Origin of the sequence: Phosphitispora fastidiosa (assembly GCF_019008365.1) — a bacterium.
GTDB lineage: Bacteria > Bacillota > Thermincolia > Thermincolales > UBA2595 > Phosphitispora > Phosphitispora fastidiosa.
In genome coordinates, this window is record NZ_JAHHUL010000014.1 from 42,505 (window position 1) to 60,901 (window position 18,397).

Below are 18,397 nucleotides of genomic sequence, written 5' to 3' on the forward strand. Positions count from 1 at the left end.
ATGGATGGATACCCCTTTATTGAATAAAATTGATTCCCCTGCTGACCTGAAAGGTTTTTCCATAGAACAGTTGTACAAGCTTGCAGATGAAATCAGGGGACTGCTTATCGAAACAGTTGCTGAGACCGGGGGGCATATCGCGCCTAACCTTGGTGTGGTCGAATTGACGATTGCTCTGCACAGTATTTTTGATTGTCCCAGTGATAAAATCATCTGGGATGTCGGACACCAATCCTATATACATAAAATACTTACCGGCAGGCGTGAAGGTATTAACACTTTGAGACAGTATAGTGGGATCAGCGGATTCCCCAAAAGGGCGGAGTCGCACTGTGATCCTTTTGATACAGGCCACAGCAGTACCTCGATTTCTGCTGCTCTGGGGATGGCCATCGCCAGGGACCTCCGTGGTGAAAAGAATAATATTATTGCTGTCATCGGAGACGGAGCCATGACCGGCGGGATGGCCTTTGAGGCCTTGAACCATGCCGGTCATATTGGCAGCAGTCTGATAGTAATCCTGAATGACAATGAGATGTCAATTTCAGAAAATGTCGGCGCTCTGGCAGGATACCTGAGCCGGATGCGAACTGACCCCAAATACTATAAACACAAAGAAGAAATGGAACTCCTGATGAAAAAGATCCCATCAATAGGGTCTACTGTTGTTAAGGCTATGGAAAGAATAAAAGACAGCTTTAAGTACCTGGTTGTTCCCGGGATGCTTTTTGAAGAGCTTGGCTTTACATATCTTGGCCCCATTAACGGACACGACATTTCAGTTATCAGGACAGTACTGGAACGTGCCCGGAAAAGCCATGGACCTGTTTTGGTACATGTTATCACCAAAAAAGGCAAGGGGTATCAACCTGCCGAGGACAACCCGGATAAGTTTCATGGTATCGGCCCCTTTGATGTAAAAACAGGTAATGTAAGGGGAAAATCAAAAATTACTTATACCAAAATATTTGGTGAAACCCTCTGCCAGCTTGCGGCTGCAAATGAAAAAGTGCTTGCTATTACTGCAGCAATGCCTACGGGAACAGGACTGACTGAGTTTCGGGAAAGTTTCCCGGGTCGATTTTTCGATGTAGGGATTGCCGAGCAGCATGCCGTAACCCTGGCAGCTGGGCTTGCTGTTTCGGGGTATATACCTGTTGTGGCCCTGTATTCAACATTTCTGCAGCGGGCTTATGACCAGGTACTGCATGATGTTGCCTTACAGGGTCTTCACGTGGTGTTTGCCATAGACCGTGCCGGCCTGGTGGGAGAAGACGGGGAAACCCATCAGGGAGTATTTGACATTTCTTTCCTGAGACATATCCCGGGGCTGGCTGTTATGGCTCCAAAAGACGAAGGTGAACTTAGACAGATGCTGAGAGCTGCAATTGAACAGTATGGCGGCCCGGCGGTAATAAGGTATCCACGCGGAGCAGGGGTCGGAGTTAAGCTGGAGGATCTCGGGGATATCTCCGGCGTTCCGTTTGGAAAGGCAGAAATAGTGCGTGAAGGAAACCATATCACTATTGCAGCACTTGGCCCAATGGTTAATGAGGCGATGCGGGCTGCAGAATTACTCGCAGAATTGGGGACAAGCGCAGAAGTAATTAATGCGCGTTTTGTGAAACCCCTTGATGAGGAATGTATCCTTAAAAGCATCAACAGAACCGGCAGGCTTCTGACTGTTGAAGAAAATGTACTACAGGGCGGATTTGGCAGCGCTGTCCTTGAAATGATGGAAAAACACGAGATCATGGTTCCGGTGAAGAGGATAGGGGTTCCCGATAAGTTTGTCAGTCACGGCGCCCAGGACACCTTAAGGGAACAGTGTGGGCTGACTTCATCCAATATATTTGAAGAGGCACAAGGCATGGTGTCAGGGTCTTTAAAGACAAAAAGCCGGCGGGGTAAAGCCAATATAAAGAGGTGTTATCATGTCCGGTAAAAAGAGACTGGATGTTTTACTGTTAGATAAAGGCCTTTTCCCTTCACGGGAAAAGGCCAAATCATCAATTATGGCAGGATTAATAATGGTTGACGGCCAGCGTGTCGACAAGGCAGGGACCGAAATCCCCGTCAACGCTGTTATTGAAGTTGCCGGACCTGCCAATCCTTATGTCAGCCGGGGTGGGCTAAAACTGGAAAAGGCCATAAGTTATTTTGGGATTAAGTTTGAAGGTAAGACAGTGGTAGATATCGGGGCATCAACAGGAGGTTTTACAGATTGTGCGCTCAAGAATGGCGCAGTCAAAGTATATGCCATTGATGTAGGCTATGGGCAGCTTGACTGGAAACTTAGACAACACCCCAGGGTCGTTAATTTTGAACGCAGCAATATCAGGTATTTTGATACCGCTCTGTTGGGCGAAACCCCGGACATTGTAACAGTAGACGTGGCTTTTATCTCCCTTGTGCTGGTACTGCCCAAAATATCGGAAATTCTGCAGACCGGCGGTGAGGCTGTTGTCCTGATAAAGCCCCAGTTTGAAGCAGGCCGGGATAAGGTAGGCAAAAAGGGAGTAGTCAGGGATCCGGACATTCATAAAGAGGTTATCATAAAGGTGCTGGAAAAGGCTGTGAGCTTAGGTTTCAGGATTAATAGCCTGACTTATTCCCCCATTAAAGGACCTGAGGGAAATATTGAATACCTGGCATACCTATCAAAGGATGACGCGCAGGTTAATCAAACCGCCGAGGAATTAAAGATTTTGGCAACCAGAACCGTAGATGAAGCAGGGTGCACGTTTTTCTAACATATTTCTAATAATTGTTTCAAGATATAACAGGAAATTGAAAAATATTGGCGAATATTTACATAGTTGCATTTTAACCTGTACGCACACAGGGGGGTGGGCGACTTGCGTTATTCCAATTTTAAAATAAGTGATGTTACTCTGAAGATTCTGATGGGATATCTGGGTGTAGTCATAATGCTTACATTGGTTATGATTGTTGCTGATACCAATATGGCCAGGATTCAGCAGGCTATTGATGACAGTACATATAAGTTTCTGCCTCAGGTAAATATTGCCGGCAGCATTAAATCTATTGTGCAGGAACAGCAGATGCTGACCCGGGATTTTACTGTTGGCAATAAGAACATCAAAGAAAAGTACCGGGAACTGGACAGGCAGTTTAAAGCAAAGATAACCGAGTTTGAAGATATGATAGGCAGTGACCCTCGGGATGAAGCGACTCTGAAAAGCCTTAATAGAGTAAAAAGAGAACATGATAACTTTAATCTGGTGGCTAATCATATTTTTAAATATGAGGAGGCCGGACGGGATAATCTGGTTGACACCCTTTGGGGAAATTACCGGTTGGCGGGAAACAAAATGATTGAAACAGCCAATCAACTGGTTGAAGGGACCCAGAAACAGGCCACTGAAGCCCAAGAGAAAAGTCGGACCATCCTGCTGACTTCGCGCAGCATCATGTATTCAATTGCAGTAGTTGCCATTATCGGGTGTTTTACCCTTACATTCATAACCTCAAAGAATATTACCGCACCGCTGATGAATCTGGTTCGGGTTTCCAGAAACATTGCGGAAGGTGACCTGACCCAGAAGATAAGGGATAACTCCATTGGAGAATTTAGTGAACTGGCCAAGTCGTTTAACATTATGGTGGATAACCTCAGGGCAATAATTGAGCGGATTGTTGACTGGAGCAGGGAAATTGCTTCTGCCAGTGAAGCCTTTGCATCACATACCCAACAGAGCGCTGCAGCCTACACAAAAATCGACCGTTCTATTAATGACGTATCTGAGGGTGCCAAACAACAGGCTAATGGAATTGCAGAGCTGCAGGCATCTGCAGAAACGGCTATGGAGGCAATCAACAACATCAATCTTAGTATTCAGATGATTGACCGAACTACGGCATCGGCAGCCGATATGGCCCAAAAGGGCGGTGGTTCAGTCAGGGCGGCTATTGAACAAATGAACCTGATTGAACAGAAGGTAGATCACCTGTCATTGGATGTCAAAACACTGGTGAGTGATGTTAATAAAATTTCAGAGATTATTGATATGATCTCCGGGTTTGCCAAGCAGACAAATCTTCTGGCTCTAAATGCGGCGATTGAGGCAGCGAGGGCAGGAAAACAGGGAAAGGGCTTTGCGGTTGTTGCCGAAGAAATCCGCAAACTGGCTTCCGGTTCCGGACAGCTGGTAGAAAAGATACGCCAGATTATAGCCCAGATTCAAAAACGATCTAAGGATGCTGTCTTATCAATGGATGAAGGCCGGGAGGTTGTTGCAGCCGGTACAGTTGTTATCAATGATGCCGGAGAAATACTTACAGAAATAATTGAGGCTGTCCATACCGCATCTGAACAGACCAGGGAAGTGGTTAATAACACCCAGCAGATAACTGTCAGCAGTCAGTATATCGTCCAGGAAGTTACTGAAAACAGTAAGATATCAAAGAAAACCGTAATGACATCCCAGGAAATGTCGGAACTGGTGATCGCCCAATCTAAAGCCGTTATTGAATTCTTTGATGCAGCCAACAGTCTGGCCGGTATGGTACATCAACTGCAAGAAGCGGTTTCCAAGTTTAATGTTAATCGCGAAGATACCTTTGATTCTTGAGAGGGGGGAACATTGTGAAATCTAAATTCGCAGTATTATTGTTAATTATTGTATTAGCAATTGTTTTGGCCGGTTGCTTACAGAGGGAAGGAAACCAGGATGATAAGGAGCCGGTGAGGGCCAAGGTTACAGAGGCACAGGTAAAAGAGTTCCAACAGAACAAGCAAAAGAACCGGGTGGATATATATATACCTATTAAAGAGCAGTATGCTACCAGCAGCCATGTAGAATCACTTCCCAGCCTGCTGGAGAGCGATCATGCAACTGCTGAATGTTACCAGTGCCATGCTGCGGAATATTTCCTGGCCCCTCCTGACCAGAAACCTGATATTGCGGGTGTGAAGCTTTCAATAACCTGTGCTGTCTGTCATGTTTTGACCCAGAGTGAGTTTAAGCTCAGATTAGATCCTTTGGAAACGTGCACTTCCTGCCATAATGCCACAAAAGAAATTGTGGCAGGTGAAGTAGTCCACCATCCCCAGAAAGAGATGTTTCTGGGTTATGGCGCTGTCGGTGTACCGGTAATTCCAGATTCAAAATATAAAGCAGGGCTTACCTGCATAGAATGTCATATGCCCAATGAGGCCCATAGCTTTGAAGGCAAAACTCCGGCGGAAGCTTTAAAGGAACATACCGAGAGTATTTGTGTTATGTGTCATGCTGATCAGTCTGAAGAGGAATTTGCCAAAGAGGTTGCCAAAATGCAGCTGCAGATTGAGAAGAATTGTGAGGATCTGGAGAACAAACTGGCAGAGTCAAAGAAGAAGCTGGATATCCGGAGAAGCCAGGGTATTCAGGTGGATCCGGCCCGGGAAGTATACAACGTGGTCTATACCAATCTATCATTTGTTGTCGCTGACGGAAGCAAGGGAATTCACAACTTCGACTATTCCACCAAAATCCTTGATTATACACAAAAAAGATACCAGGAGCTGGAAAACCTTTTGAAATAAAAAAACGGGACTGCCTTTTGGCAGTCCCGTTTTTTATACGCTTGTCTTCGTTTTGGTAGGAAACTGTATTGTCATTTCGTGATTAGCTTCATCTTTATAGGTTAGTGTCTCAGGTATCGAATCTTTTTTGAGTTCAAATAACAGCAGCCCGCCTCCCCGATAATCCGGAGGGAGGACTACCTCCTTGAAGGCCGATTTACTGGTTATCTTCTGGGTAAGTTCCTGTGAATACTTATACTCAGCGCCATCTAATGTTTTTAAGGTCACAAAATTCGGAGAAATGGGTACATTATCTTTAGAAACATTTTCAATGGCTACCAGGATACTTACTACGTCATAACCATCTTTGGTACCGATATTCATGGCAGTGAGGGAACGAATCTCCTTACTGACTGACATTTTAAATTCATTATCTTCAGCGGTAAGGTGTGCAGTATCTGCCTTATCTTCTGTATCAGGTGCGGGCGGGGGATTCTTTGTTTCGGTTTTTCCACAGCCGGCAAAGACTAGAATTAAAGAGCACAGCAGCAAAGTAAACAGTTTTTTCATAGGACATCTCCTTTATCTGTATATTATTCAGTTTTGTCGGGAGTTATAATACCGCAATACGGATATTTATATTCGACAGATGTTTCTATTATCCTTGAAAGAAACAATAATTTTTTTACGACAGGAGTTCAGTTTTTTCTGTAGAATTATTTATCCCGAGGGGGAAAACAATGGACTGTATTGGAATTATCTTGAACCTGGAAAAACCTGAAGCAGAAACAATTACCAAAAATATAGTCAGATGGCTGGAGCAGCATGGCAAAAAAGTAATTGTTTCCGGAGTCGGTTCTTTTTGTGCCGGAACTAATTATACAGTTTACTCTGAGGACGACCTTGCCGGAAAGGCTGACTGTATTATTGTGTTGGGTGGGGATGGCACTCTGCTGAACACAGCCAGAAATACCTCCGTAAGAGGCATTCCCCTTTTTGGGGTCAACCTTGGTCAGTTGGGGTTCCTCACTGAAATCGAACTTCCTGACATTACCCCCGCACTGGATAAATTAATTTCGGGAAACTACCTCATTGAAGAGAGAATGATGATTCAGGCCACTGTTATCAGGAAGGGTAAGGAAATAAGTAAATTTTACGGCCTGAATGACGCTGTGATAACCAAAGGCGCTTTTGCCAGGATTATCCGCCTGAAGACCTATGTAAATCATGAATTTGTTGATATATTTCCTGCGGACGGACTTATAGTTTCCACACCGACCGGTTCAACCGCATATTCTTTGTCTGCAGGAGGTCCGCTGGTAGCCCCGAACCTGGAATTGATGATAGTAACACCTATTTGCCCACACACCCTTTATTCCAGGCCAATGGTAATTGATAAGAACAGTATTGTCAAAGTTGAACTGCAGGATACTCAGGCAGAAGTAATGCTTACAATGGACGGGCAGAGCGGCTTGCGGCTGGAACCTTTTGATGATGTAATAGTACAGAGAGCGCCTTTTAATGCAAAATTTATGAAATTGAACCAGCGGGGTTTTTACGAGATTTTGCGGACCAAGCTGAAAGAGGGCGGGAACACGGATGTTTAACCTTTTTAGGAGTACGGTGAACATTGCTCATGGTTACCTGAAAACTGTCGTCAAGCCTGGAGGGGTGGCAGTTGATGCCACAGTGGGCAATGGCAGTGACACCCTGTTCTTGGCCGGACTGGTGGGTTTAAACGGCAGGGTTTACGGGTTTGATATCCAGCCGGAAGCAATCAGAAGAACTACTGAGGCGGTAATTGAGAATGGGTATTCAGAGCTAGTGAAACTTTTTGAGCAGGGTCATGAAAACATGGGTGATTTCATTAATGAACCTGTTGATGCTGTTGTTTTTAATTTGGGTTACCTTCCGGGAGGCGACCACAACATTGTTACGGCTCCAGAGACAACACTCACGGGAGTAATAGCTGGCCTCAACCTGCTTAAACCGGGTGGGGTTATGTGTATTGTTATGTATACCGGGCATTCCGGCGGCCCTGAAGAGCAGGAACGGCTGGAGTCCTATCTGAGGCATTTGGATAAAAAACTATATTATGTCTGTAAAATAGATTTCCTTAACCGGAATAAAGCCCCATTCCTGTTAGTTGTGGAAAAGGCTTCTGAGGTTTCCATGGGAGGATTGAAATGAAAACAGAGCGACACCGGAAAATATTAGAGATAATCCAAAAAGATATTATTGAAACACAGGAAGAGTTAGCTGCTGAGTTGAAACGGCAGGGTTTTCAGGTGACTCAGGCTACGGTATCCAGGGATATAAAGGAACTTCGGCTGGTAAAGGCGGCATCCGGGGCTGATTGTTACCGATATGCGCTGCCGGGTGAAGGTATATTTAGCGGCGCTCCCCGTAAAATCAATTGGATTTTCAGGGATTCCGTCACGCACATAGATCACAGTGAAAATATTATTGTAGTGAAAACTACTCCGGGCGCCGCCCAGCCTGTGGCGCTGGCTGTCGATACTGAGGGCTGGGATGAGGTTATCGGCACCGTGGCCGGTGATGATACTGTAATGGTTATCGTAAAGCCAAAGTCAGCTGTCAATGCTGTTTTGGACAGGTTTTCTTCCTATCTGAAATAGTACATAATGTGAGGTGTACCAATTGCTGGTAAAGCTTTTTGTTCAGAATTTCGCACTTATTGATAAACTGGAGTTGGATTTTCTCAGGGGATTTAATGTCCTTACCGGAGAGACAGGGGCGGGGAAATCAATAATTATTGATGCCGTAGGCACTGTAACAGGCAGTCAGGGGCTTACTGAGTTTATCCGGAGCGGAGAAAAAAAAGCTATTGTGGAAGCTGTGTTCGAAGTTGAAAATAATTCGAGAATCATGGGAATGTTAGAGCAGTTTGGTTTCCTGCCGGAACAGGGTGAGGCTCTTATATTGACGCGTGAATTGGTGAAATCGGGAAAGAACATCTGTAGAATTAATGGCAGGATCGTTAATCTTTCCTTATACAGGGAAATTGCCGGAAATCTCATAGATATTTATGGACAGCATCACCAGCAGTCCCTGCTGGACCAACAGAAGCATATTGATTTGCTGGATGAATATGGAGAAAACAATTTGTCTCTTTCGGATTTTCATGAGATAAAGGATGAATTGGCTGCCTGTTATGGCCAACTGCTGACTTTACGAGCCCAGCTCAGGCAGTTGGAGGACAGTGAGAAGGAAAAGGTACGCATGGCAGATATGTACAGATATCAGCTTGAGGAGATTGATAACTGCAGCCCTGTTGCAGGGGAAGACCAGGCGCTCGACGAAGAAAAAAATATCCTGGCGAATGCAGAAAGGTTAACCTCTTTGGCTTCAGAGGCATATGCCCTGCTTTATGAAAGTGACTCTACGAGACCGGCGGCTGAACTTCTTCATGCGGCTTTAAATTCATTAAGGGAATTAGCTGTTGTAGATAGCTCCCTTAACGGTGTCTATGAAATGCTGGAATCGGCCGTTTACCAAGTAGAAGAAGCAGCCAGAGATATAAAAACATATTCCGCAAAGCTGGAATCCGATCCGGTACGGCTGGATGAAATAGAAAGCAGATTAAATCGCATTAATCTCCTGAAAAAAAAATATGGCGACTCCATCAATGAAATTCTTGAATACAGAAATCAGGTAGCAGCCTCTTTGGCCGTAATAGATAATTATGATGACGAGGTAAGCAGTCTGAGGACTGAGATTGAGAGTATCGGTTCAAAATACCGGGGACTGGCAGAAAGGCTGACAGCAGCAAGGAAGCAAGCTGCCAAGGATTTAAGGACCTGTATCACTGCAGAACTAAGGGAACTCAATATGCCTCATGTCACTTTTGATGTTAAAATCGCCTCCAGAGAACCTTTATCAAATGGACAGGATAATGTTGAATTTTTAATTTCACCAAATAAGGGTGAACCCCTCAAACCGCTTGCAAAAATTGTATCAGGAGGGGAAGTTTCCAGGATTATGCTGGCATTCCGGTCAATTTTGGCCAAAACCGGACCAGTGGGCACTCTGATATTTGATGAGATTGATGCCGGTATCGGTGGGAATGCACTACATGCGACAGCTGCGAAGCTCTCAGCAGTGGGAAAGGATAGACAGGTTATTTGTGTCACGCATTCACCACAAATAGCGGGTATTGCAGATCACCATTTTAATATCAATAAAGTAACTGACCAAACCCGGACATTTACCAGGGTCAGCAAGCTTGACATTCAAGGCCGGGTCGAGGAACTTGCCAGGATGCTTTCCGGGGGCAAAATAACCTCTGTGTCAAGGGAGCATGCAGAAGAAATACTTAAACAAAATTTTTGATTAAAATGTAGCATCCGGAACACATCTACCGCTGTCTCACAACATTTTTATAAATAATGTTTTTATAAATAGTGTAGTGTTTTAATATTATTTCTCGGTATTTAAAAAATATGCAAAACGGTTTTCAACTGACTAATGTTGAAACCGTTTTTTTTATTACAGAAAAGTAATTGCAAAAACCTTTCATGTTGGCAAAAAAGTTTAAAATACGTTAAAAAAACGAATTGCTGCAAGTTTTTATGAGCATACTGACTAAATGGAAATTTTCCGTGATATTTCATGTTATAAAAGACCGCCAATTAGGTTAATTTAAATTCAGAACCAACAATACATCATGATGTAATTCAGCGCTGTCATAGAAACCATCTGCAGGCAGAATATGGAGGTGACAAAAATTAAACAGGAGAGTGATGGTGATAATTGTTGTCGTATCAAGGATATCGTAAAGCGGTCGGACTGCTTATTGCAGCACTGATAGTTGCAGCTACCTTTAACCCGCACGCCAAGAGTTTTTTTTCACTCCCTGCTCAACAGCGGGTAACCGTAGGAGATCATATCAGGTTTAATCTGAAGTTTCCGCAAAATTTACTCAACCAATTCAGTCTTTATGTTGAACCAAATCAACAAAATGTACTCCTGTTGAACGGTACAGATATCAGTGGTAAGGTTTTCAGCTTTTTTGACGGTTGGCCTGTGGCGACATCGCCGGGCAAAGCCAATATACAAATCAGGCTGTTTGGCATCGTTCCGGTAAAAAATGTTAAGGTAGAAGTTGTTCCACAGACTAAACTTGTGCCAGGAGGTCACTCCGTTGGAGTACTCCTGCACTCTGAAGGAGTTATAGTTGTTGGCCAGTCAATTGTAGAGGATAAAAACGGAACTAAGTTCAATCCTGCAAGGGAGGCGGGAATTGAGGTTGGTGACGTTATCCTGAGCATTAATGGTCAGCAGGTTACCAGTGATGAGCAGGTAGCAAAAATAATTGATACTGCAGGGAAATCAGATAACAAGCTAAAATTATCAGTAAAGCGAGGCGGCAAAAAATTTTCCGCAGATATTAAACCTGTACGCTGCCGGGAAACAGATAGATTCCGGATTGGCCTCTATATCAGGGACAGTGCGGCAGGAGTCGGGACACTGTCATTTTACGACCCGGGTACAGGAAAGTATGGCGCCTTGGGACATGTGATCACAGATGCGGATACCAATCAACCGATTGATGTGAGTGACGGTCGGATAGTCAAGGCCTCAATACAAGGTATTCAGGCTGGAAGAAGCGGTATTCCCGGAGAAAAAATCGGCATGTTTATTAATGAACAGGACTTTTCGGGGACGATTGAAAAAAACACCAAATATGGTATTTATGGCACCCTTGAGGGAAAACTAAAAAACCCCCTTTACAGTAAAATGCTGCCCATTGCTCTGGCAGATCAGGTAAAAACAGGACCGGCTGAAATGCTGACAGTTCTGGATGGTGAAAAAATCGAAAAATTTAAGGTGGAAATAAAGAGAGTGTTACCGCAAAGTGTTCCTGATAGTAAAGGTTTGATAGTTGAAGTAACAGATTCGAGACTGCTTAAAAGGACAGGTGGTATTATCCAGGGAATGAGCGGCAGCCCATTGATACAAGAAGGTAAAATAATTGGAGCAGTTACTCATGTTTTTATTAATGATCCCGCTCGTGGTTATGGCTGCCTGATAGAATGGATGCTAAAAGAAACCGGAACAAAAATCGGTCGACAATTGGAATCAGGGGGTAACAAAAACCCCCTGATTTCCTCTATAAGTTTAAGATTATAACATAACAGTATAATCCCCTTGATGTCATGATTACCTCCATAATAAAAGAAAAACCGGCAATACATTACAGAAAATTACATATATTTACTTGACAAATACCGTAAAACCACAGAAAATATAACATAAAATAACAATTCCATTCGACATCTACTACGCGTTATAAAGGGGTTTTTGTCCTGATTTGTTTTAAAATTATTCCCATTTTTTTTAATGTCTGGGGAGGATTTCTCTATTATCCGTCGAAAATCTTTGATAACAAAGCAGTTAGAAAATTTTATCAGGAGGGAATTTCATGAGTGTAAGGAGTACCAAAATTCTAATAGCCGATGATAATAGAGAATTCTGCGAATTGTTAAAAGAATTCATTTCCCAGGAGGACGATTTTGTGCTTGTGGGAATTGCCAATAATGGCGTGGAAGCAATGGAAATTATTGATCGGGAGAAACCGGACGTTGTTGTCCTTGACATCATTATGCCTCATCTGGATGGAATCGGCGTTCTTGAAAAGCTGGTTACATCCGGGACTCAGCCAAGACCTAAGGTGATTATGCTAACGGCTTTTGGCCAGCAAAGTGTCACCCAAAGGGCTATTGAGCTGGGCGCAGATTATTATATTCTTAAGCCTTTTGACTTTTCGGTACTGGCTACCAGAATCAGACAGCTTGTTGAAGGAGAGAGTATTCCCCAGTATACTCCGCCGGTAAAAACACGCAATCTTGATGTTGCTGTAACAAACATTATTCATGAAATGGGAGTACCGGCGCATATTAAGGGTTACCAGTACTTAAGAGATGCCATCAAAATGGTTGTCGATGAAGTCAACTTGTTGGGCGGGGTAACCAAGGAGCTGTACCCATTAATTGCCCAGAAGTATTCAACCACTCCCAGCAGGGTTGAGAGGGCCATCAGGCATGCCATAGAGCTTGCCTGGGATCGCGGTAATACCGAAATGATGAATAAATTCTTTGGATATACCATAAACCTGGAAAGAGGAAAACCGACTAATTCCGAATTTATTGCAATGGTTGCTGACAAGCTTCGGATAAGCAAAGTCAGCTAATAAGAAAACCTGACCTTTGTCAGGTTTTCTTGCTATCAGGGAAAGTTCGTTTTCACGGGCAAATTCCTTGTTGTGGATAGTTTGCTTGCTTATACATAGTAAATATTGTACAATTGTTAATTAGGAATGTCCTAATTATATACTTAGGTTATATTTTTTTGGAAAAGGTGAATTACAATGGGTGTCATCCGAGGTACGGCCAGGGTTGACCGGAAAACCAAAAACCTTGTAAAAAGGCTCCAGCCTGGTGAAATTGCGGTTATAAACCATCAGGATCTTGACGAGGTGAGCGCTCAGGCTTTGATTGATGCTAAAGTAAAGGCTGTTGTTAATGCATCTTCCTCAATTAGTGAAAACTATCCCAATCTTGGCCCGCTGGCGGTTGTGAAGGCGGGGATTTACCTGTTGGATAATGTAGGCCTGGACATTATGGAGAAGGTCCATGAAGGAGAGGTTGTAGAGATTTCCGGTGACCGGATATCGGTTCAGGATGTGTGGCAGGCATCAGGGGATGTCCTGACTGCAGATATAGTAGAAAAAGAAATGGAATATACCAAGAAAAATATTGGTATGGTTTTGGAAAAATTTGTCCAGAATACTATTGAATATGCTCAACAGGAACAGGAGTTTATTCTTGGTGATATAAAAATGCCGGATACAAAGATCTCGTTTAGCGGCAGGCACACTTTGATAGTGGTCAGAGGCCAGACCTACAAAGATGACCTGTCCGCCTTAAGGTCTTATATCCACGAAGTCAAGCCGGTGCTGATAGGTGTCGACGGAGGGGCTGATGCTCTGCGTGAGTTTGGGCATAAACCTGATATTATTATTGGAGACATGGACAGTATTAGTGATGAAACACTCCGGTGCGGGGCTGAAATAATAGTCCATGCGTATTCCGATGGAAGGGCGCCAGGCCTGGCAAGGGTTACGGGCCTTGGCCTGAAAGCGGTTACTTTCCCTGCTCCAGGCACCAGTGAAGATATAGCTATGTTACTGGCATATCACAAGGGGACAGATTTAATTGTAGCTTTGGGAACCCATTCGAATATGATTGATTTTTTGGAAAAGGGCAGGAAAGGTATGGCAAGTACATTTCTGGTCCGATTGAAAGTTGGTTCCGTATTGGTTGATGCCAAAGGTGTGAATAAGCTATATAAGAGTAAGGTCAAATTCAGGTATCTGGCAGAACTTGTAGCGGCAGCATCGGTTACGTTCGCTATTGTAGCTTACCAGTTTCCGGTTACCAGGCAGTTTCTCCAAGTCGTCTGGCTAAAACTAAAAATTGTGTTTGGGGTATAATTTGACGTTGATTAGGGAGGCATTGTAATGATTATTGACTTCAAGTACCATGTTGCCTCACTTGTTGCAGTATTTCTGGCTCTGGGTATTGGTATTCTGGTAGGGTCGTCTTTTTTGGGGGAAAATGTCAATGAAGCCATAATACAGCAGCAAAAACAGATTGTCAGCAATCTGAACCGTGATTTTGAACAAATGAGACAGGACCATAAAGTGGCTCAGGAGGAAATCGAAGCTTACAAGTCAGATTTGAATATCAGCAAACAGTTTGAGGAGCAGGTTCTTCCGACGCTGTTTTCCGGTAAATTAGCTGAGAAACAAATAGCGGTCATTGAAACAAACAGTTATGGTTTTCATGATGACTGGATTGAGAATCTGGGGATAACAGGGGCAAATGTGGTGTCAATTACTGCCGTGCTCGATGGTTTTGACCTGAGCCAGGAAGAGATAAGAAACAGTATCAAGACCAAGCTGATGCTTAAGGATGATTCGGAAGGGGCTGTTTCCCAGGAATTGGCCCGGGAGATTGCTGAAGGAATTATCAGCGCTCAGAACCTGGAGAACCTACATTATTTTGAACAACTGGGATTAATTAAAAATTCCGGTGATTATGGGGTCCCCATAGATGCGGTGATTTTTGTGGGCGGTAGTCAGGAGGAAGTTGGGCAGCGTTGTGCTAACCTTGATATACCGATGATGAATTATTTTCTGGAACGAAACATCCCGGTATTCGGCGTGGAAACAAGTGATGTTGCATATTCGTATATGAAGGAATACCAAAAGCTGAAGGTCAGTACTGTTGATAATATTGATATGATTCCGGGACAGCTGTCACTGGTAATGTCAGTTTATGGCAAACCCGGAAATTATGGCATCAAGACCACTGCCAGGCAGCTTATGCCAGAAGTTCAATAGGAGTGAAAAAAGTGGCTCAAAGTAAAGTTTCTGTTTTAATTCCGGCTCACAATGAAGAAAAGTATATTTTTGAGACCGTATCAGCTGTAAGCAGTATCCCTGAAGTCAGTGAAATAATCGTTGTGAATGACGCCTCCGCCGATAGTACCGCCAAACTTGCGGTTGAGGCGGGGGCTGTGGTCATTTCAACGACTAAAAATCTGGGGAAAGGTGGAGCCCTAAATACGGGGATGGAACAGGTAAGTGGTGATATTATTGCATTGGTTGACGGAGACCTGGGAGCTTCCGCAGCCGAAGTGAAGAAATTGATTTTACCTGTGCTGGAAGGTCAGGCAGACATGACGGTAGCCAAGTTTCCCCGGGCCCGAAAGAAAGGCGGTTTTGGACTGGTCAAAGGATTGGCTCGCGGCGGAATCAAGCTTTTTACCGGATTGGAGGTGCTGGCCCCTTTGTCCGGGCAGCGGGTGATGAAAAGAGCAGTGATTACTGCTTTGGGCGGATTTGAATCAGGCTACGGTGTTGAAGTCGGGATGACAATAGATGCTTCACGCAAGGGCTTTTCAATAAAGGAAGTTGAGGTAAACATGACCCATGCTGAAACAGGCAGGGATTTAAGCGGTTTTATGCACCGCGGTAAACAGTTTGTGCATGTATTCAGGGTATTGACCCGACGCGCTATTAAGAGGTGACCGATCTATGGCTTGGGTTTATAATGCAGGGCTGATGGCTGTCTCTTTTGCCGTTGCCCGACTGATGCTTCCTCAGATAATGGGGATGCTGACAGAGGCAGGTTTTGTAAAACCGAATTATCGTAAGGAGGAAATTCCTCTGGGAGTGGGGATGGTTTTCCTTTTTTCCGCTATTATCGTCCTGACCGGCGCTGCCGTGGTGGGTTGGGCTGACCGCGGTGTCTATGCCTTTCTTTTTGCTGTGGGCGGGATGTGTTTTTTTGGTCTGGTCGATGACGTTTTCGGTACCAGACATGCTACCGGCTTAAAGGGGCATTTCAAAAAACTGCTATTGGAGAAGGAATTGACTACCGGAGCCCTGAAAGCGCTGGCCGGGGGGGTAATTGCCATTCTGGTAAGCCTGCAGATAAATGATGGCGCCGGCTTTGACCGATGGATATTTCTCTTGTTGAATTCCTTAATTATTGCTTTTTCTACCAATGCCGTCAACCTTCTTGACCTGAGACCAGGCAGGGCGGCCAAGGGCTTTCTGTTAACCGGTGCATTTATAACTGTGGCCGGATATTTCTGCAGCCCGGAATTATCCGGGGAATATACTGCTTATCTGGCTGTGATTGCCGGAAGCCTGTTGGCTTATCTGCCTGCTGACCTAAAAGCCAGGGCTATGATGGGCGATACCGGCTCAAATGTGCTGGGCGCGACTGTGGGCTTTACGGCGGTTTTTACCCTGAGTATCCCGTTTAAGGCTGGATTTTTACTGTTTTTACTGGGATTTCATCTGCTGACTGAAAAGTATTCACTGACAAAAATCATTGAAGAAAATAAAGTTCTGACATATATTGATATGATAGGGCGCAAATGAAGTATGCAGAATGGTACATGGAATTTTACGATACCATGCAGGAATTTGCAAACATAAAAAGAAATGTTTAATAGTGTGATGTATTGCCAGTAGTGTGATGTATTCCGGTCGTTATACTGGCTGTCGGCCAATGGCCATGGGGGGAAGGAAAAATGAAAAACAGCAATAGTGAACCGTCGTTGGATGTTATTCTTAATGAAATGAAGAACATGGCTCATCAGATAGATGAGTTAAAGGAAGTCAGGAGTCTTCTGGAAGCAATTCTTCATTCCACTGATGATGCGATTTCCGTGGTAGATGAGAAAGGCTGCGGGATTTTAATTAATCCGGCATACACCAGAATAACCGGGCTCAGTGAAGAGGATGTCATTAATAAGCCGTGCACGGTTGATATCGCTGAAGGCGAAAGTATGCATTTGAAAGTTCTGGAGACGAGAAAGCCTGTCCGTGGAGCCTTAATGAAGGTCGGGAAAAATAAGAAAGCGGTAGTGGTAAATGTGGCTCCGGTAATCATTGATGGGAAAGTAAAGGGCAGTGTTGGTATCATTCATGACATTTCTGAGATCCGCAAACTTACCGAAGAACTTGAACACGCCAAAAGCCTGATCAGGCGGATGACTGCCAAATATACTTTTGAAGACATTATCGGGGAAAGTGAGCTTGTCCAGTCTGCCATTTCACAGGCCAGACATGCTGCCGATACACCGGTTACCGTTCTCCTGAGAGGTGAGAGCGGGACCGGAAAAGAATTGTTTGCCCATGCCATTCACAACCACAGTTCCAGGTCGCGCGGACCTTTTGTCAGGGTTAACTGTGCTGCCATTGCAGAATCCCTCCTGGAAAGTGAACTCTTTGGATATGAAGAAGGGGCATTCACCGGAGCTGTGAAAGGCGGCCGGAAAGGGTATTTTGAAGAGGCTTGCGGGGGGACAATATTTTTGGATGAAATTGGCGAAATTAATCTCGCTGTTCAGGCTAAACTGCTTAGAGTGCTGCAGGAACGAGAGCTGATCAGAGTGGGAGGCAGCAAGTCGGTACAGATAGATGTCAGGCTGATAACAGCTACCAATGCAAACCTGGAGCAGAGAATTAATGAAGGCACTTTCAGAGAGGATTTATATTACAGGCTTAACGTGGTCCCGATTTTCGTACCTCCTCTTAGGGGGCGCAAAGAAGATATTCCTCTATTGACAGCTCATTTCAGGCAAAAACTGGGTCAGGAATATGGCCGCAGGGTTGCCAAAATAGCGCCCCGGGTGATAGATATCCTAAGTGCTTATGAATGGCCCGGAAACGTCAGGGAGTTGGAAAATGTAGTGGGGAGAACCATTATAAATATGAATTATAACGAAGAAACGATACTGCCGCATCATGTGCCGGTGCTTGGGAAAGGTGACCGGCCCCAGTGGAAGTCACAGGACCACAGCATGTTAGGGGATTTGGGTTTTTCGGATTTTGAAGGGACACTTACAGAAATCATGGATGCTGCGGAGAAGCAAGTTCTGGAAAAGGCCCTGCAGAAGACAGGCGGAAATAAAACGATGGCTGCCAGGGAGCTTGGCATTGCCATAAGGAGTCTGTACTATAAGTTGGAGAAACATAGGATAGGTTGATTGTGTATCAATTTTAGATATTAGTCCTGGGAGAGTCAGATAAATTCCTTCACGACGGCTACAACTCAGTTTGTTACCGTTTCCCGCTAATCGCGGGAAACGACAAACGGACGTCAGACTCGTTGTTCCGGAACATATCTGACTCTCCCTTAACCTACAGTCAAAAATTGAAATACAATCACTCCAGATTGAGACAAAACTAACCTCATGGTTTCAACTTATAGTAACTCGGATGCTTAGTTAAGCAGTAAGTCAAGTTTTTATGTGAGCACTGCAAAA

Annotated in this window: 16 protein-coding genes; 15 read left to right on the top strand and 1 reads right to left on the bottom strand. The window is 44.3% G+C overall.

All coding sequences use genetic code 11. The annotated features are described in order from the left end of the window. Positions 1-4 precede the first annotated feature (4 nt). From dxs to Ga0451573_RS20085, 4 genes are all read left to right on the top strand, one after another. Positions 5-1,945 carry a 1-deoxy-D-xylulose-5-phosphate synthase gene (gene dxs, locus Ga0451573_RS12860; protein WP_231684531.1) on the top strand — a complete coding sequence of 647 codons (1,941 nt, stop codon included), beginning with the start codon at positions 5-7 and terminating at the stop codon, positions 1,943-1,945. Continuing rightward, entirely contained in the window at positions 1,935-2,753 is an 819-nt protein-coding gene (locus Ga0451573_RS12865) for a TlyA family RNA methyltransferase (RefSeq protein ID WP_231684532.1), read from the top strand. Before dxs ends, Ga0451573_RS12865 begins: the two co-directional genes overlap by 11 nt. 105 nt (positions 2,754-2,858) lie before the next feature. Then, positions 2,859-4,595, top strand: a complete 1,737-nt coding sequence (locus tag Ga0451573_RS12870) for a methyl-accepting chemotaxis protein (protein ID WP_231684533.1) — start codon at positions 2,859-2,861, stop codon at positions 4,593-4,595. A gap of 14 nt (positions 4,596-4,609) precedes the next feature. Further along, positions 4,610-5,548, top strand: coding sequence for an ammonia-forming cytochrome c nitrite reductase subunit c552 (locus tag Ga0451573_RS20085; protein WP_231684534.1), 939 nt, complete (start codon positions 4,610-4,612; stop codon positions 5,546-5,548). 33 nt (positions 5,549-5,581) lie between these two features. Here the strand turns inward: Ga0451573_RS20085 and Ga0451573_RS12880 are convergent, their stop codons facing one another. Then, entirely contained in the window at positions 5,582-6,097 is a 516-nt protein-coding gene (locus Ga0451573_RS12880) for a DUF4352 domain-containing protein (protein ID WP_231684535.1), read from the bottom strand. Between the two features lie 170 nt (positions 6,098-6,267). Between Ga0451573_RS12880 and Ga0451573_RS12885 the strand changes: the two genes are divergently transcribed. The 11 genes from Ga0451573_RS12885 to Ga0451573_RS12935 all read left to right on the top strand — a co-directional run bounded on the left by Ga0451573_RS12885 (position 6,268) and on the right by Ga0451573_RS12935 (position 18,118). Beyond that, on the top strand, positions 6,268-7,134 hold the full coding sequence (locus tag Ga0451573_RS12885; protein ID WP_231684536.1) for an NAD(+)/NADH kinase: 867 nt from the start codon (positions 6,268-6,270) through the stop codon (positions 7,132-7,134). Further along, positions 7,127-7,717: a tRNA 5-(aminomethyl)-2-thiouridylate-methyltransferase MnmM gene (gene mnmM, locus Ga0451573_RS12890; protein WP_231684537.1), complete on the top strand. Its 591-nt coding sequence runs from the start codon at positions 7,127-7,129 to the stop codon at positions 7,715-7,717. Before Ga0451573_RS12885 ends, mnmM begins: the two co-directional genes overlap by 8 nt. Then, positions 7,714-8,166, top strand: a complete 453-nt coding sequence (argR, locus tag Ga0451573_RS12895) for an arginine repressor (RefSeq protein WP_231684538.1) — start codon at positions 7,714-7,716, stop codon at positions 8,164-8,166. The genes mnmM and argR overlap by 4 nt, the downstream gene beginning before the upstream one ends. Before the next feature lie 22 nt (positions 8,167-8,188). Then, positions 8,189-9,880, top strand: a complete 1,692-nt coding sequence (recN, locus tag Ga0451573_RS12900) for a DNA repair protein RecN (protein WP_231684539.1) — start codon at positions 8,189-8,191, stop codon at positions 9,878-9,880. Between the two features lie 420 nt (positions 9,881-10,300). Then, positions 10,301-11,680 (top strand): SpoIVB peptidase, encoded by a 1,380-nt coding sequence (spoIVB, locus tag Ga0451573_RS12905; protein ID WP_231684540.1) that lies wholly within the window; start codon positions 10,301-10,303, stop codon positions 11,678-11,680. Positions 11,681-11,972: 292 nt separating this feature from the next. Continuing rightward, a complete protein-coding gene (gene spo0A / locus Ga0451573_RS12910; protein WP_231684541.1) occupies positions 11,973-12,740 on the top strand; it encodes a sporulation transcription factor Spo0A in 768 nt (255 codons plus the stop codon). A gap of 177 nt (positions 12,741-12,917) precedes the next feature. Continuing rightward, positions 12,918-14,042 (top strand): putative cytokinetic ring protein SteA, encoded by a 1,125-nt coding sequence (gene steA / locus Ga0451573_RS12915; protein ID WP_231684542.1) that lies wholly within the window; start codon positions 12,918-12,920, stop codon positions 14,040-14,042. Positions 14,043-14,069: 27 nt separating this feature from the next. Beyond that, a complete protein-coding gene (locus tag Ga0451573_RS12920) occupies positions 14,070-14,954 on the top strand; it encodes a copper transporter (protein WP_231684543.1) in 885 nt (294 codons plus the stop codon). An 11-nt stretch (positions 14,955-14,965) separates the two neighbouring features. Next, positions 14,966-15,643 (top strand): glycosyltransferase family 2 protein, encoded by a 678-nt coding sequence (locus Ga0451573_RS12925; protein ID WP_231684544.1) that lies wholly within the window; start codon positions 14,966-14,968, stop codon positions 15,641-15,643. 7 nt (positions 15,644-15,650) lie between these two features. Next, positions 15,651-16,505: an MraY family glycosyltransferase gene (locus Ga0451573_RS12930; protein ID WP_231684545.1), complete on the top strand. Its 855-nt coding sequence runs from the start codon at positions 15,651-15,653 to the stop codon at positions 16,503-16,505. Positions 16,506-16,657: 152 nt separating this feature from the next. After that, positions 16,658-18,118: a sigma-54 interaction domain-containing protein gene (locus Ga0451573_RS12935; RefSeq protein WP_231684546.1), complete on the top strand. Its 1,461-nt coding sequence runs from the start codon at positions 16,658-16,660 to the stop codon at positions 18,116-18,118. The last annotated feature ends 279 nt before the right edge of the window (positions 18,119-18,397 follow it).

Coding starts and splice junctions, on each gene's coding strand:
- dxs (WP_231684531.1), top strand. CDS start 5: ATGGATACCCCTTTATTGAATAAAATTGATTCCCCTGCTGACCTGAAA.
- Ga0451573_RS12865 (WP_231684532.1), top strand. CDS start 1,935: ATGTCCGGTAAAAAGAGACTGGATGTTTTACTGTTAGATAAAGGCCTT.
- Ga0451573_RS12880 (WP_231684535.1), bottom strand. CDS start 6,097: ATGAAAAAACTGTTTACTTTGCTGCTGTGCTCTTTAATTCTAGTCTTT.
- Ga0451573_RS12885 (WP_231684536.1), top strand. CDS start 6,268: ATGGACTGTATTGGAATTATCTTGAACCTGGAAAAACCTGAAGCAGAA.
- mnmM (WP_231684537.1), top strand. CDS start 7,127: ATGTTTAACCTTTTTAGGAGTACGGTGAACATTGCTCATGGTTACCTG.
- argR (WP_231684538.1), top strand. CDS start 7,714: ATGAAAACAGAGCGACACCGGAAAATATTAGAGATAATCCAAAAAGAT.
- spo0A (WP_231684541.1), top strand. CDS start 11,973: ATGAGTGTAAGGAGTACCAAAATTCTAATAGCCGATGATAATAGAGAA.
- steA (WP_231684542.1), top strand. CDS start 12,918: ATGGGTGTCATCCGAGGTACGGCCAGGGTTGACCGGAAAACCAAAAAC.
- Ga0451573_RS12920 (WP_231684543.1), top strand. CDS start 14,070: ATGATTATTGACTTCAAGTACCATGTTGCCTCACTTGTTGCAGTATTT.
- Ga0451573_RS12930 (WP_231684545.1), top strand. CDS start 15,651: ATGGCTTGGGTTTATAATGCAGGGCTGATGGCTGTCTCTTTTGCCGTT.
- Ga0451573_RS12935 (WP_231684546.1), top strand. CDS start 16,658: ATGAAAAACAGCAATAGTGAACCGTCGTTGGATGTTATTCTTAATGAA.